General features: G+C 35.7%; 15 protein-coding genes. 9 read left to right on the plus strand and 6 right to left on the minus strand.

The annotated features are described in order from the left end of the window. Positions 1 to 115: 115 nt before the first annotated feature. A complete protein-coding gene (locus tag FB2170_RS15055; RefSeq protein ID WP_013307451.1) occupies positions 116 to 694 on the minus strand; it encodes a TetR/AcrR family transcriptional regulator in 579 nt (192 codons plus the stop codon). Between the two features lie 285 nt (positions 695 to 979). Here FB2170_RS15055 and FB2170_RS15060 point away from each other — a divergent pair, with 285 nt between their 5' ends. Beyond that, positions 980 to 1,579 carry a hypothetical protein gene (locus FB2170_RS15060; RefSeq protein ID WP_013307452.1) on the plus strand — a complete coding sequence of 200 codons (600 nt, stop codon included), beginning with the start codon at positions 980 to 982 and terminating at the stop codon, positions 1,577 to 1,579. A gap of 109 nt (positions 1,580 to 1,688) precedes the next feature. On the opposite strand, the gene FB2170_RS15065 is transcribed toward FB2170_RS15060, so the two are convergent. From FB2170_RS15065 to FB2170_RS15075, 3 genes are all read right to left on the minus strand, one after another. Next, a complete protein-coding gene (locus FB2170_RS15065; protein ID WP_148232116.1) occupies positions 1,689 to 2,468 on the minus strand; it encodes a hypothetical protein in 780 nt (259 codons plus the stop codon). 150 nt (positions 2,469 to 2,618) lie between these two features. Beyond that, positions 2,619 to 3,353, minus strand: coding sequence for a LytR/AlgR family response regulator transcription factor (locus FB2170_RS15070; RefSeq protein ID WP_013307454.1), 735 nt, complete (start codon positions 3,351 to 3,353; stop codon positions 2,619 to 2,621). 2 nt (positions 3,354 to 3,355) lie between these two features. Next, positions 3,356 to 5,314, minus strand: coding sequence for a sensor histidine kinase (locus tag FB2170_RS15075; protein ID WP_013307455.1), 1,959 nt, complete (start codon positions 5,312 to 5,314; stop codon positions 3,356 to 3,358). A gap of 193 nt (positions 5,315 to 5,507) precedes the next feature. Here FB2170_RS15075 and FB2170_RS15080 point away from each other — a divergent pair, with 193 nt between their 5' ends. The 5 genes from FB2170_RS15080 to FB2170_RS15105 all read left to right on the plus strand — a co-directional run bounded on the left by FB2170_RS15080 (position 5,508) and on the right by FB2170_RS15105 (position 10,155). Further along, positions 5,508 to 6,026: an ester cyclase gene (locus tag FB2170_RS15080; RefSeq protein WP_013307456.1), complete on the plus strand. Its 519-nt coding sequence runs from the start codon at positions 5,508 to 5,510 to the stop codon at positions 6,024 to 6,026. Positions 6,027 to 6,052: 26 nt separating this feature from the next. Continuing rightward, positions 6,053 to 6,820: a hypothetical protein gene (locus FB2170_RS15085; protein ID WP_013307457.1), complete on the plus strand. Its 768-nt coding sequence runs from the start codon at positions 6,053 to 6,055 to the stop codon at positions 6,818 to 6,820. 45 nt (positions 6,821 to 6,865) lie between these two features. Continuing rightward, positions 6,866 to 7,759, plus strand: coding sequence for a nuclear transport factor 2 family protein (locus FB2170_RS17490; RefSeq protein ID WP_013307458.1), 894 nt, complete (start codon positions 6,866 to 6,868; stop codon positions 7,757 to 7,759). Positions 7,760 to 7,789: 30 nt separating this feature from the next. Continuing rightward, positions 7,790 to 8,554 carry a hypothetical protein gene (locus FB2170_RS15100; protein WP_013307459.1) on the plus strand — a complete coding sequence of 255 codons (765 nt, stop codon included), beginning with the start codon at positions 7,790 to 7,792 and terminating at the stop codon, positions 8,552 to 8,554. Positions 8,555 to 8,757: 203 nt separating this feature from the next. Further along, positions 8,758 to 10,155 carry a short-chain fatty acid transporter gene (locus tag FB2170_RS15105; protein WP_013307460.1) on the plus strand — a complete coding sequence of 466 codons (1,398 nt, stop codon included), beginning with the start codon at positions 8,758 to 8,760 and terminating at the stop codon, positions 10,153 to 10,155. On the opposite strand, the gene FB2170_RS15110 is transcribed toward FB2170_RS15105, so the two are convergent. Beyond that, positions 10,152 to 10,526, minus strand: coding sequence for a glyoxalase superfamily protein (locus FB2170_RS15110; protein ID WP_013307461.1), 375 nt, complete (start codon positions 10,524 to 10,526; stop codon positions 10,152 to 10,154). The genes FB2170_RS15105 and FB2170_RS15110 overlap by 4 nt on opposite strands. 59 nt (positions 10,527 to 10,585) lie before the next feature. Here FB2170_RS15110 and FB2170_RS15115 point away from each other — a divergent pair, with 59 nt between their 5' ends. Both FB2170_RS15115 and FB2170_RS15120 read left to right on the plus strand, forming a co-directional pair. Then, positions 10,586 to 11,416 (plus strand): endonuclease/exonuclease/phosphatase family protein, encoded by an 831-nt coding sequence (locus FB2170_RS15115; protein WP_041632894.1) that lies wholly within the window; start codon positions 10,586 to 10,588, stop codon positions 11,414 to 11,416. 3 nt (positions 11,417 to 11,419) lie between these two features. Beyond that, on the plus strand, positions 11,420 to 12,037 hold the full coding sequence (locus tag FB2170_RS15120; protein WP_013307463.1) for an FMN-binding negative transcriptional regulator: 618 nt from the start codon (positions 11,420 to 11,422) through the stop codon (positions 12,035 to 12,037). On the opposite strand, the gene FB2170_RS15125 is transcribed toward FB2170_RS15120, so the two are convergent. Beyond that, positions 12,034 to 13,017: an NAD-dependent epimerase/dehydratase family protein gene (locus tag FB2170_RS15125; RefSeq protein ID WP_013307464.1), complete on the minus strand. Its 984-nt coding sequence runs from the start codon at positions 13,015 to 13,017 to the stop codon at positions 12,034 to 12,036. The two genes, FB2170_RS15120 and FB2170_RS15125, sit on opposite strands and share 4 nt — an antisense overlap. A gap of 84 nt (positions 13,018 to 13,101) precedes the next feature. Here FB2170_RS15125 and FB2170_RS15130 point away from each other — a divergent pair, with 84 nt between their 5' ends. Next, positions 13,102 to 14,040 (plus strand): sugar phosphate isomerase/epimerase family protein, encoded by a 939-nt coding sequence (locus tag FB2170_RS15130; RefSeq protein WP_013307465.1) that lies wholly within the window; start codon positions 13,102 to 13,104, stop codon positions 14,038 to 14,040. Positions 14,041 to 14,043: the final 3 nt, after the last annotated feature.

Below are 14,043 nucleotides of genomic sequence, written 5' to 3' on the forward strand. Positions count from 1 at the left end.
GAGATGAAAAGCACCTACAAATGGGATAATTTGAGAAACCATTTGGGCATTTTAGGTTAAACACCATGTAAAATCGAAGCTCAGGTAGGGCGTACAAGCCCTAAAATCAACATGATTACTTAAAATTGCTCATGACAGTATCAATATAGTCGTCTACTGCCTTTATAGAATGATTCTTTGCGAATAAAGAAAGTCCTTGAATACTACCTAATAAATAGGCAGCATATTTAACACTATCAAACTGTATTGGCAACTCTTCATTGAACTTTATTTTTTCAAATAAGTCATAGAAGGTTTTTCTAAGAAATGCGAAATGATTATCAATTTCAATGGCTATCTCAGGATCTTTTTCTCCTACTTCCATTCCCGTGTTCATCATTAAACAACCATAGGGATTTTCACCGGATTGAATACCATGACCATAAGCCAATAAAAAAAACCGCAAATCATCTAAGTGGCCCTTTGAATACAGTAAATCCTTAAGAAATGTAGCTTTGATATGACTCTTATATTTCTTGAGAACCTCCAGAAAAAGACCATTTTTACTACCAAAACTAGAATATATTGAAAATTGGTTTATACCCATTTCTTTTTCAAGCAAACGAACAGAAGTACAACTAAACCCGTTGGCCCAAAAAGTGTGCATGGCCTTTTCTACCACTAAATCTTCTACATATTCTTTCTTTCGAGACATAATTTCTTGTTTTAACTAGATTACCTTAATGGCTGATTCTATTAATTCTTTTCAATTGTAAAAATAATCCAAAAAACAACAAAACTTTTATTGATAACCAACTTAATAATTCGATTATTTTCAATTTTAAACAATTATTAAATACTTCAGTTTACAAAAAAGTCAATTCACCTATCAAATAAGACGCTTCAGTTAAAATTTCTCCGAAAGTGAAAAGTCCTCGGCTACATTTGCTTCAGAAATAACAAAGAAATAGTTCAACAATCAATTTAAAAAATATATATCATGGAAAAAGCAACAGTTTTATTAAGTACCGGAATTATGGCCCTCATTTTCGCCTTCACAACAACAAATCACTGCTCAGAAGAGAATGAAAGCAATGACCATTCTAACAACCATATTATTTCTTATGCCAATTACGAGAATGATCCTTATCTAATTTTAAATACCGATGATTGCATTCTTGAGGGTTTGATATATATCGATGAAAACGATACTATAGAATTAGGGTTCGATACTAAAGAATACTTACCAGAAGGATTCAATGCATACGAAGGAATGAGTTTTGATGTAAATGACATTGAGTATGCAGAAATTGAAGAGGAAATTGAATTAGGTTTTAATACCCAGAAATACTTACCCATAGGATTTGATCCTTATGCAACTGTAGAACTTAATTTGGACGACATTGTATATATTGAAGACGAAGAAACGATAGATTTGGGTTTTGACACCGCTGACTACTTACCATTGGACTTCAACGCTCATGCAACAGCAGAGTTAGATTTAAATGAAATCATCTATATCGAAGATGAGGAAGAAATAGTATTAGGGTTTAAAACTGACAACTACCTTCCAGTAGGGTTTAATGCTTATAGTAAATAAGTTGATTAAGTAATAAAATTATCAAAAATTTAGATTTAATTAATTTATTAAGCACAAAAAACCTGTAGCCAATGACTACAGGTTTCGAAGTTTTACAAGTATTGGTTATTCAGCGCACTTTGCGAATAAGCCTCGCTGTATATACATACTTCATGTCTCTTGCTGCTAAACCGTCCATCATCATTTTTGTTTGGGCAGGTGTTGAACCTTCAGTGTAGTTTATGTTAGCACTTAACATTTGTGCATAATCTTTGTACATACTAACGGTCATGTGGGATGCATAGGTATCACTACCAATGGGGGACATAAATCGAATCAATCCCCAACTTTCCTTCCCACCTGAATCTACTGCTTGTTGATGAAGGGGTTTAAAAACTTTTTCCTCTGCTTCTTCATAAATGCCATAATTGCTCAATGCGACTTTCATAAGATCAATCTGTGCAATACAACCCAAAGGCATATCAAATTGCTGGGTGGTTGAAGATATTTCTTTACTGAATATTCGTACAGCAAGGTCTCTAGCCTTTGAAGTTTTATCAAAGGTTTTATTTAATTCATCATCAGACATATTGGGATATGCTGCTTTTAAAGCGGCTCCAAAATCTCCCCCCTCAAGCATTTTCACAGGGTCGCTAAATAAAGTTACAGTTAGGTATTGAAATCCCTGATCTTCCCCACCTGGTCCAAGAGCCCACAAATCCCATCCTATTATGTCACCACTTTTAACACGTTGCTCATGAATTTTTTCCCAGAAACTCTCGGTTTCTCCATAAGCCCCTTGTTGGGATTCGTCAACTTTCATAAATTCAAATATCAAATGAAGGTTTTCCTGTGCTATGGTTAAATTTCCAACTAAAATAAGTACAACAAGTGTTAATAGCTTTTTCATCATTTCATGATTTTGTGGTTATTACTAGCCTATTTTAGGTTAGTGTACCACATATTAATACTCATATCATAAAAAAACCTATACTTTAGGATGAAAGGTATTGGTAACTGTCCGAAAGGCAGTTAAAAATTATCGGAATTAGTAGAGCAGCTAAATTGTTTGGAGTCTCTTTAAAAGTGAACCCTTATGCATCTTCCCCATGGGGATTACTTTCCGGTTAATCTCTAAATGGCCATCGGCAACCACATCGAGTTTTGCGATGTTAACCATATACGACCTGTGTACTCGCGAAAACGAATGCTTTGGCAACTTTTCCTCCATTGTTTTTAGTGTCGTAGTCAACAAATATTGATGCGAAGTGGTAACTACTCGACAATAGTTACGATCGGCTTCTATATAAAGAATATCTGCCAATAATAGCTTTACCATTTTCCCGTTGTGCCTAACGAAAATGCGGTCTTCCAAAACTTTTAAAGTCATGGTTTCCTTTTCTATCGGGTTGTTTTTTTCCTTTAACTGTTCAACTGCTAAAGCAAACGTGCGCTGTAATTGAACCGTATTCAAAGGTTTGGGGATAAATGCAAAAGGTCGGGTTTCTTTGGCTCGGGCAAATGAAGTTTCATCAGTGTTTGCAGTGAGATAAATGATAGGTATACTATTTTTTTCTTGAATTTTTTTTGCGGTCTGAATTCCGTCTAGTTCACCTTTTAAATTAACATCCATCAAAATTATATCGGGTGTATTCACTTGTGCGTGGATTATTGCTTCTTCTCCCCTTGTCTCAATTCCAGTTACTTCATAATCCAAGTTAGTCAGCTGCAAACAAATATTAGCTGCTATGATCATATCATCTTCTACCACTAAAACCTTTACCTTATCCTCCATTATTATGCTGCTTTAAAATGCTGAAATTCAAAAGATACTACTGTTCCATTTTCAATATCCAAATCCATCTTACCATCCAATTGTCTGGTTAACAATTGAATCAACTTAGTGCCAAATCCGGTTCCAATATTATCACTGCCTCTTTTACCTATCCCGTTATCTGAAACTTTCAAAAACAATTGGGATTCTTTTTTCTTTAAATGAACTGATACCATACCCTTAGCATTATCGGGAAAAGCATATTTCATTGAGTTTGTCAATAATTCATTCACTATAAGCCCAATTGGGATTGCGCTATCAACATCCAACTCAATTTCTTCCATTTCAAAGATTATTTCTATTCTATTTTGTGCGTCAAAAACATTAACAATGTAATTGGCCAAGTTTTCAAAATAGGATTTCATTTCTATGGATGACAAGCTTTTTTCCTGATAGAGCTTTTGATGAACCATACTCATGCTTTGTATTCGGTGTCTACTTTTCTGCATGGCATCAACAATTTTTTTGTCATCTATTTCGGCAGATTGAAGGGATAACAAACTGGATACTATTTCAAGGTTGTTTTTTACCCTGTGATGAATCTCTTTCAATAAAAACTCTTTCTCCTTATTCTGTTCTTCAAGTAATTTGTTTTTTTTACTATTGGTTTTGACCGTCTTAAAAAGTAAGATCAAATACATGATCAACAGTACAACAACAATGGTTATCAATGTTTGCCTTGTCCGTTGCTTTACAATTTGACTTTCCTGTAATTGTATAATACTCTCTTTGTTTGCCACATCAAACTCAGTCTTGATAAGTGAAATCCTATGGTCGGCCTCGGCCGTAAAAATCTGTTTTTTAAGATTGTCATACTCAGCAAAAGCCTGGTAAGCCTCTTGATAATTGTGATTGCCCGCAAATGCCTTACCAAGCGTTTCATAAGCTTGACTTAGATAAAATTCATCTCCAAAATCTTCCGATGCGATTGCTATACTTTTCTTTAAGCTCTCAATAGCGGAGATATATTTACCCTGAATATTTTGGGATTTACCAATTGACAACCAAGAGCGCATCATCATAAAATCATTGTCCAGTAACTGGGCATATTTAATCGCGTTTTTTCCAGCACTTTCGGCTTTTTCAAACTCATTCAAATATGTATAAAGGTCAACTTCAGAAATATAAACATCAGATAGATTGTTATAAAAACCATACCGCTCACCTATGGCCCTTGAACGCTCAAAATAATTCAACGCTTGTTCATAATTTTTTAGTCCCAAATAATTGTTCCCAACAACATAAAGCGTAAAATCATAATCAAGGTCATTAATATTTCGCTCCTCAAAAATATTTATCGCTTTCAATCCGTATTCCAAACCAGTTTCGTATTTCGATTGTTTCCAAAACAAATTGCTCAAGTCACTATATGCCAGTGCTCTTACCTTTTTATCTGCAAGTTCCTCTCCAAGCTTTAAAGAGACCAAGGCATAATCCGCGGCCTGACTTAATTGCCCTCTTCGCTCAAAAACATAGCCCATTTGTGTGTAAAGAAACGGCAAATCTCTTTCCAAAACTTTGTTCTTTGCTTGTTTCAGCACATTGAAAGCACTATCCAATTTTTCCATTCGCAAAAGAACAGCTGCATGTGTTATCTGAAATCGTCCTTCCCAAAGCGTATCGCTCTTCTCTTTTGTAAGTTTAAGTCCTTCAAGGGTAAATTTTAGCGATGTTTTTAAATTACGGGTATGCCAATAATAGGCCAGATCGTTCAACATCGAAAATTTAAGTGTATCTGTCTCGGTTAAATGGTACGAATCTTCCAATGTTTTAAGGTAAGATGCGCCGAAGTTATCAGAATCAACAAAGACCTTTTTGTAAGGGTTTTCGCTGCGAAAATCCACTATTTGGGAAACGCCGATATAACAATTCAATAAAGAAAAGGAAAGAAGAAAGCTAGAACTCAAAAAACGCGTTCTCATTTCAATGAATTTATAATCGGGGGAAATGAGTTCTCTAAATATACAAATTTTCAAATAAGACAGTTTGAAAACTAATATATCAGGTTCGGACACTTTTATAAGCTATTCGTCCTTGACTGTTTTATTTAAACCATTAAAATCAATTCATTAGAGGTGATTAATTACTGATTACTGTTGGAATTTTAAATGGGGTATGAAAAGGGCAAGCGCATTATTTTTTTTGATTACAGTATTGGCATTTTCATGTCAAAGCAATCAAGAGACGCAACAAATTGAAAAAAAGAACGCGCTGATCTTAAAAAATTTTAAAAGTTTCATTGAAAATGCATGGAACAAAAAAAACATAGATAGTCTTAAAACCGTATCTGCTCCAGGTTATACTCGTCAACTCAATGGTATAAACGTCGCGGGAAACATTAATGAACTGGAAGCCAATATGAACATTTATTTCAATGGATTTCCCAATTTAGAAATATCAATTATGAACACTGTGGCCAAAGATAACCAGCTATTCGTCCAGTGGACCTTTGAAGGTACGAATACCGGAGTTTTCGGGGAAACTCCTGCCACAGGAAAGCATGCTGTTGTCAGCGGCTACTCTGAACTCACTTTTGATGATATGGGTAAAATATCACACGAAAAAATCTATTACAATGAACTACAGCTCCTACAGCAACTAGGATACAACTTGGTTGAGCCCGTAGTGGAATAAATTATGTCTAACCTAAATTAAATAAAATGAGAACAAAAAGAATGAAACTTTTATTGTTGGCAACATTGTTAATGCCAATTACAATGATCTTAGGACAGGATTCAGGCGAACGAAGGTCATTTCACATTCATGAAGATGTTGTAAAACCATCAATGGTGGGTGAATATGAATCTATAGTTAAAGAGTTTGTTGGTCATTTAAAGAAACATGAAATACAAGAAATAAGTATGATAGTGACCAATTTGGCCGATTCTCGCTACTTATATGTTGAACCAATAAAGAACATGGCTGATTTGGATAATCACAATTTTTCCACTTTAGTCGAAAAAATGGGAAAGGAAGCTCTAGGAGAACTTTTTGATAGGATGGATAAATGTTATGACATAGAGCATGATTATATAATTCATTTAGATGAGGAGTTGACCTATATGCCAGAAGGCATTACGCAAACACCAGAGGGTAAAGACTTTAGAAAGTTTCATTACCTCCATGTTACTCCCGCCAACCGATCTACTGTCAAAAAGAAAATGAAGGCCATAAAAGATCTTTTTGAGCAAAAAGGATCTAAAGAGTACTATCGTGTTTACAAAAGTGGTTTTGGAGCTAGAGGAGAATTTTATATGGTAGCAATTGCATCTAAAAGTCCACTAGACCAAGCTCAAATCTCCAAAGAAAATGATGCTTTATTAGGAGAGGAAGGGAATAACGCCATGCAAGCATTGTTTGCCAATTTATTGAAATATGAAGTTTATGAAGGTAGAATGCGACCAGATCTAGCCTATTCTCCAAAATAATAAAGTATTACCTCTATTCATACAAAAAATTAAATCAAAATAATCATGAAAAAATTCATTCTAATAATTGCCATAATTTTTGGTTTCAGTTCGTGCCAGCAAGGAGCAGAACGTTACACGCAAAATTCACCTGAAATAGATACGGTGAAGAAATTGATAGCCAATTACAATAGTAAATCGTACGACACCAGTATGTATACCGATACGTCCAAGACATTTTATAACACAAAAAAGAATTCAATGTCGCCAAGTGAGACGATGGCATATCACCAAGAAACTGACAAGGTATATAAATCAAGAGGTTTCCTCGACGAGGATCAAGAATATGAAATGGTCCTTACTGATGATGGCAATACTTGGGTCAATTGTTGGTTGGATTGGAAAGGCACCTTAGTCGGAAACAACAAAGAATATAATATACCCATTCATCTTACTTATCAATTTGAGAATGGTAAAATAGTAAGGGAGCATGGACATTGGGATTCTGGAGCCTTGGTATCGGCAATGCAGGAAATAGAGATCATGAATAACTTGCCTCCTGAAGAAAACAGAGCTGTCGTAAATGGTATGTATCAGAATTTTGCCAAAGGAGATGTTCCTTCAGTACTTGCTTCATTGGATCCCAACGTGGTTTGGATGGAAGCTGAAGGTAATGCGTATGCCGATGGAAACCCGTACCAAGGTCCGGACGCTGTACTGAACGGAATATTCACGCGTATCGGAGATGATTATGAATTTTTTCATCTTAAAAACATCAAATTACACGAAATGGCCAATGATGAAGTTCTTGCCACGCTGCGATACGACGGCAAACTTAAAGCAAACGGAGCCAAAATAAATGCGCAGGCCGCCCACCTTTGGACACTTAGGAATGGCAAAGTAATCCGTTTTCAGCAGTATGTAGATACCAAACAGCTTCATGATGCCATTAATAAATAATAGACTATTAATCTCTAAATTATAGAAACAATGAAAAAAATATTATTCACCTTGCTGCTCGCCCCATTATTAATTGCTGCTCAAAGTTCGACTGAAAGCTTGATCATTGAAAATGTCATGTTTTCACCTCTTCCAGGAAAAACAGCAGAATTTGAGGCTGGTATTGCAGACCACAATAAGAAATTCCATGCAGATGGCCCATACGGGGTTAGGATCTATAATATCATGAATGGTAAGAACGCGGGTAAATATATGAATATCATGGGGCCTCTCCCTTGGAGTGCGATTGACGGTAGGCCACATAGCGATGCCCACAATGAGGATATGAGTAAAAATGTGAATCCGTATTTATCGGCTGAGGTCGAGGTAAATTATATGAAAATGCATCCTGAACTTTCTAACTTTTCCCGAGAGTTTGAAATAAATAAAGTATCCGTGTTTATGATTGATATAAAGCGCTTTAAAGATATGGACTTCTATGACAAAGTGATTAAAAAGGTAGTTAAGGTCTACAAAGAAAAAAAGCCTGACCAATTATATGGGGTTTACTCCAATGAGTTACAAAATATGGATGGAAAGGACTTTGGATGGGTCGAGTTTTTTGACAGCTCTGCATGGTTAGGCAAAGAAGATAGTTTTCCAAAAGACTTTGAAGCAGTCCACGGTGAAGGAAGTTTTGTCCAATTTTTGGCTGATCTGGAGGCTACTACCAATGGCGAAGATTCTGAAGTTTGGGTTCTTCGAAAAGACCTTAGTGGACCAAATGCCAAAGTCGCGGCAGCCACGGGCCAATAATTGTTCAAGTTAATCATAGACTAACCTAAATATAAAAGGCAGATTCTAGGTCGCAAATATAATTTTGTGTTTATTACTTAGCACGCTCTTTTCAGTAAAACCCAATTAATGTTGGGTTTTGCTTTTTGGAGGGTATTCACTTTATTAACTAATTTCTTTACATTTAAAAAACAAATACGTCCAGATTGATAACTTCTTAAAATATGATAACCAAAATAGGAGAAAAATTTACCGAGATTTTTAGAAAGAATATGCCTGATGCTTTTGTTTTTGCATTGGTCTTGACCTTGATAGTTGGCCTAACAGCTTTTTTCTGGGTGGGCAGTACACCATTAAAAATTATTCAATCCTGGTATGATGGTTTCTGGAGCCTCCTTACTTTTGGCATGCAAATGGTCCTACTGATCATAACTGGCTATAGTATCGCCTTATCCCCAGTTGTGGAAAAGGGTATTAATTATCTTACACGTTATCTTAAAACACCGCTGAAGGTATATTTATTAGTGGTTTTATTTGGAATGTTAGTCTCCATGATAAGTTGGGGATGGCTCGTTATTACGGCATTACTTGCAAGGGAATTGGCACTTAGGGTAAAAGGAATAAATTATGCTTATTTAATTGCCTGTGTCTATTTTTCGTCCATCTCTTGGGTAACTGGCCTATCAAGTTCAATACCCTTATTATTGAACACCGAAAAAAACTATATGATCGAAGCTGGGATTTTATCATCCGTTATCCCTACATCATTTACTTTAGGATCCCCCATGAACCTAAGTATGATCATTTTATTTCTGGTTATAGGGCCTTTGTTGATGTTACTATTGGTTCCAAAGGGCAAAAATCATAAAGAATTGAAAACGCTATTAGGGGAATCGGTCAATGACGTTAAACCTACCATAAAACAGGAGGCGGATAGTTTTAATCTACCTTTTAAAACACTTTCAGATCAATTGAACAATAGTATCCTATTGCAATGGATTATTGCATTTATGGGGTTAATCTATATTATCTTTCATTTTAGCACCAAAGGCTTAGATCTTAATCTGAACATTATGATTTTTGTTTTCCTGATCTTGGGGCTCTTTTTACATAAAACCCCAATGCGATTCAGCATATCAATGAAGCGGGCAAGCAATAACATTTCCGGTATTTTATTTCAGTTTCCATTCTATGCCGGGATAATGGGAATAATGACTTTTACTGGCTTGGGTGAAAAAATAGGACAAGTACTTGCTACTAATGCTACAGTTGATTCCTACCCGTTTTTTGCATACTTGCTGGGGGGTATGGTAAATTTTGCAATTCCCTCAGGAGGTGGTGAATTTGCCGTAATTGGTCCCAGTGTAATTAATGCAGTAAATCAAATTGGCATGGGATTACCTGCTAGTGAATTAACAGAAATGACCGCAAGGGCTTCCTTGGCCATAGCTTACGGTGAAGCCCTTACCAATCTTTTACAGCCATTTTACCTATTATTAGTCATTCCAATAATGGCTTCTGGCATAAATGTACAAGCGAGGGATATTATGGGTTATTTAGTATTTCCTTTCCTTGTCTTTTTTATTATTCAGTCAATACTTGTGGTTTGGATGCCCATTTAAATATCCCTATAAAAAGTTAATCCGTTTTTAAAAGGATCAAAAAAGGCAAATTCACGAGTACCCCATGCTGTTTCCCTTAAAAGCGTGTGGGCATGAAAAACATCTTTTTTTGCGTATTCATTATAAAGTGATTCAATATTCTGGGTGACGATTCTCAGCATAGGACGATCTACTTTTTTATCCCATTCCGATGAATCATGCCATTGAAGATGTATCTCTATTCCATCCCGAATAATCCCAGCGTAAGTAGGTTTTTTGCTATCATCTGCGAAGGCAATCTTAAATCCCAATCTATTTACATAAAAATCAAGAGCTTCGACCACATCTTTTACCGGAAGCACAGGGTGAATTTGGTGTAAAAATCCTTTCATAAGAATTATCTGCTATTATATAATTACCTTGTGAATTAATTTACAAAATAATAGTTCAATTGAAAAATCAGCTAATTCTACTTGTTGTCTTTACCATATTCTTCTCTGGCTTTGGGCAGGATTTTAAACTAATGACCTATAACATAAAATATGATAATAAAAAAGATACAGTAAACAACTGGAATGACCGTAAAGCAAGCTTGGTTAGATTGATCCGCCATTACGAACCTTCAATTTTTGGAACGCAAGAAGCATTACACCATCAAGTAAAGTATATTGATGAAGAGCTCCCTGATTTCTCCTTTATCGGTGTTGGTAGGGACGATGGTAAGCAAAAAGGGGAATACTCGTCAATTCATTATAACCATACTAAATACAAGGTACTATCGAGCAACACCTTCTGGTTGTCAAAAACCCCCAATAAAATATCTGTTGGTTGGGATGCATCTATGGAACGTATCTGTACCTATGGGCTTTTTGAAGAGTTAGAGACCAGTAATACGTTTTATGTCTTCAACACACATTTTGATCATAGGGGCAAAAAAGCAAGAGAAAAATCAGCCAAGCTTATCCTTAAAAAAATCAAGAAAATCAACTCGAGTAATCTTCCGGTGATCTTAATGGGGGATTTCAATTTAAATCCAGTAGAAAAACCTATAAAAAGTATAAAAAAGGTAATGGTCGATGGCCTTGATGCTACACAAAAACCTTTCTATGGGCCAAGTGGCACATTCAATGGCTTCAACCCGACAATGAAATTGGATAATAGAATTGACTATATTTTCGTCAAGAATATCAAGGTTAAAAGCTATACACATATTGATGATCGTATGGAAAACAACAAACATATTTCAGATCATTTACCCGTATTGATACATATAGAATATTAACCCATGTACATACCACACAGCTATAAAAAAGAGAACCTAAATGAAGTCAAGGAGTTCCTAAAAAAGAACAGTTTTGGCATACTAGTGAACCAAGTTGATGGAAAACCTTGGGCAACCCATATTCCTTTGGAATTGGATGTTGATCAAGAAGGAAATGACATTTTAGTGAGTCACATCTCCAAAGCAAACCCGCAATGGAAATCTTTTGAAGATAAGAGTGAGGTCCTATGTATTTTCAATGGTCCTCATAGTTATATCTCATCCTCATGGTACAAAGAGGAAGAAGTTCCTACATGGAACTACGTCGCAGTTCATATATATGGTAAAATCAAGATTTTGAATGAAGCCGAAGTTTTGGTATCACTACATAAATTAGTTGATAAATATGAAGCCAACTCCAAAAATCCCGTTTCTGTGGTTAATTTTTCAGAGAAGACAATGCGTCAGATAAAGGGTGTTGTGGGGTTTCAAATCAAAATTGATAATATACAGGCTGCCTACAAACTATCTCAAGGCCGCGAGCATGATCATGCTAAGATTGTCACCGAATTAAATGAAACCCAAAATTCAGGAAGCAAGGCAATTGCTTCAGCAATAAAGAATTTACCGAAAAGCGATTAAAGCGCTTTATATACTGCCAAAATATTCTCAATCTTTAGATTTTTTTCTGGACTAATCCATTTTTTATCTGGGTTTTCATCTAACCATTTTAGCGTTCGTTTGATTCCCGAAGCAAAAGGTATTGTGGCTTTAAAAGAGGGTACAAAGGTCTTTATTTTGGTATTGTCAAAAATTACACTTTCAGCCTTATCGGCCAACAGAGTCCCCGTAAATGAAGGCTCTATTTTACAAATAAAGTCAGAGGCAATATGTACGATTTTTGCCTCTCTTCCCAAACTATCAGCTAGGATTTTATAAATCATGTTCCAGCTTAGAATCTCATCGGATGTAATGTGAAAAGCATGCCCTATAGCCTGGGTCAAGCCTAATAAACCAACAAAACCTTTTGCAAAATCATCTGAGTGTGTAACGGTCCATAATGAAGTTCCGTCACCATGTACAATAATTTCTTTTCCTTTTAAAATTCTATCTGCAGTGGTAAATTCCTTGAAACCCCCAATAGCTATCGGGATTACCGTATCATAGGTCAACGACGGCCTCACAATGGTTACAGGAAACCCTTCTTCACGGTAAGCTCGCATTAATCGATCTTCACATTTGATTTTATCACTTGAATAATCCCAAAGGTTATTACACAATGGAGTAGATTCATTAATCACAGGGGAACTTAAGGGCGTTTGATAGCAAGAAGCGGAACTAATGAAAATGTATTGTCTTGTTTTTCCTTTAAAAAGGGAGATATCGCGTTCTATATCATTAGGAGTGAATGCAATCCAATTAACAACGACATCCCACTCATGTTTTTTCAGTTCAACAAGCTCGTTTACTTTGTTTATATCACCTTTTATTGTTTTCACCCCAGGAATCCCAACATTGTTTGTCCCACGGTTAAGGTGATAAAGATCAACTCCCTGTGAAACGGCCAATTTACTAGATGCAGAACTAATATTACCTGTACCTCCAACAAACAATACCTTCATAATGAAAATTTTAAACTTTTGACTAACAGATCGTGAATTTAGAAATAAATGAAGTAATTTGATAACTTACCTTAAAGCAATCAAATGACGACTCGAAGATCTTTTATCAAAAAATCGGCTGTTGGAACAACGGCCGCAACCCTTCTACCTTTTTCAACTCTTGCTTCTTGTTCCTCACAGCGCATAAATCCTAAGATTTCATTGGCCCAATGGTCATTAAACAAAGCCTTTTTTGCTGGGGAATTAAATCCCGAAAAATTCGCTTCCATTGCAAGAAAGGATTATAACATCAGCGCCATAGAATATGTAAATGCATTTTACAGGGATTCTGGGAATGATGAGAAATTTTGGCACAATCTAAAACAAAATGCTGAAAATGAAGATGTAAAGAGTTTATTGATAATGGTCGATGACGAGGGTGACTTAGGCAATCCGAACGAAAGTGAAAGAAAAAAAGCTGTAGAAAATCACTACAAATGGATAAATGCGGCAAAAATTCTTGGCTGTCACTCTATTCGAGTAAATGCATTTGGAAAAGGGGACAACGAAACTGTGGGCAATTCACTGGTAGATGGATTGGGTGCACTCTCAGAATATGGCCAAAAAGAAGGAATTAATGTACTTATTGAAAATCATGGATTACATACCTCCAATGCCAATTTTATAGTTGACATTATTAAAAAAGTGAACAACCCAAACCTAGGTACATTGCCCGATTTTGGGAATTGGTGTTTGAACAAAGAATGGGGAAGTACTCAAAATAATGCATGTACCGATGTTTATGATCGCTATAAAGGGTTAGAAGAATTCTTGCCTTACGCCAAAGGTGTAAGTGCCAAAAGTTATGATTTTGATGAGCTTGGGAACGAAACCATAATGGATTATAGTCGATTGCTTAAAACAGTTAAAGATTCTGATTTTAAAGGTTATATTGGAATTGAATATGAAGGCGAAAGATTAAGCCCTACTGAAGGGATCAAAGCCACTAAAAATTTAATAGAGCACATTTGGTCAGAGCTATAGTGA

It is taken from the genome of Maribacter sp. HTCC2170 (assembly GCF_000153165.2).
Taxonomy (GTDB): domain Bacteria; phylum Bacteroidota; class Bacteroidia; order Flavobacteriales; family Flavobacteriaceae; genus Maribacter_A.

Bases quoted from the DNA above. Each gene is read 5' to 3' on its own strand.
- FB2170_RS15055 (WP_013307451.1), bottom strand. From the start codon at position 694: ATGTCTCGAAAGAAAGAATATGTAGAAGATTTAGTGGTAGAAAAGGCC.
- FB2170_RS15060 (WP_013307452.1), top strand. From the start codon at position 980: ATGGAAAAAGCAACAGTTTTATTAAGTACCGGAATTATGGCCCTCATT.
- FB2170_RS15065 (WP_148232116.1), bottom strand. From the start codon at position 2,468: ATGAAAAAGCTATTAACACTTGTTGTACTTATTTTAGTTGGAAATTTA.
- FB2170_RS15070 (WP_013307454.1), bottom strand. From the start codon at position 3,353: ATGGAGGATAAGGTAAAGGTTTTAGTGGTAGAAGATGATATGATCATA.
- FB2170_RS15075 (WP_013307455.1), bottom strand. From the start codon at position 5,314: ATGAGAACGCGTTTTTTGAGTTCTAGCTTTCTTCTTTCCTTTTCTTTA.
- FB2170_RS15080 (WP_013307456.1), top strand. From the start codon at position 5,508: ATGAAAAGGGCAAGCGCATTATTTTTTTTGATTACAGTATTGGCATTT.
- FB2170_RS15085 (WP_013307457.1), top strand. From the start codon at position 6,053: ATGAGAACAAAAAGAATGAAACTTTTATTGTTGGCAACATTGTTAATG.
- FB2170_RS17490 (WP_013307458.1), top strand. From the start codon at position 6,866: ATGAAAAAATTCATTCTAATAATTGCCATAATTTTTGGTTTCAGTTCG.
- FB2170_RS15100 (WP_013307459.1), top strand. From the start codon at position 7,790: ATGAAAAAAATATTATTCACCTTGCTGCTCGCCCCATTATTAATTGCT.
- FB2170_RS15105 (WP_013307460.1), top strand. From the start codon at position 8,758: ATGATAACCAAAATAGGAGAAAAATTTACCGAGATTTTTAGAAAGAAT.
- FB2170_RS15110 (WP_013307461.1), bottom strand. From the start codon at position 10,526: ATGAAAGGATTTTTACACCAAATTCACCCTGTGCTTCCGGTAAAAGAT.
- FB2170_RS15120 (WP_013307463.1), top strand. From the start codon at position 11,420: ATGTACATACCACACAGCTATAAAAAAGAGAACCTAAATGAAGTCAAG.
- FB2170_RS15125 (WP_013307464.1), bottom strand. From the start codon at position 13,017: ATGAAGGTATTGTTTGTTGGAGGTACAGGTAATATTAGTTCTGCATCT.
- FB2170_RS15130 (WP_013307465.1), top strand. From the start codon at position 13,102: ATGACGACTCGAAGATCTTTTATCAAAAAATCGGCTGTTGGAACAACG.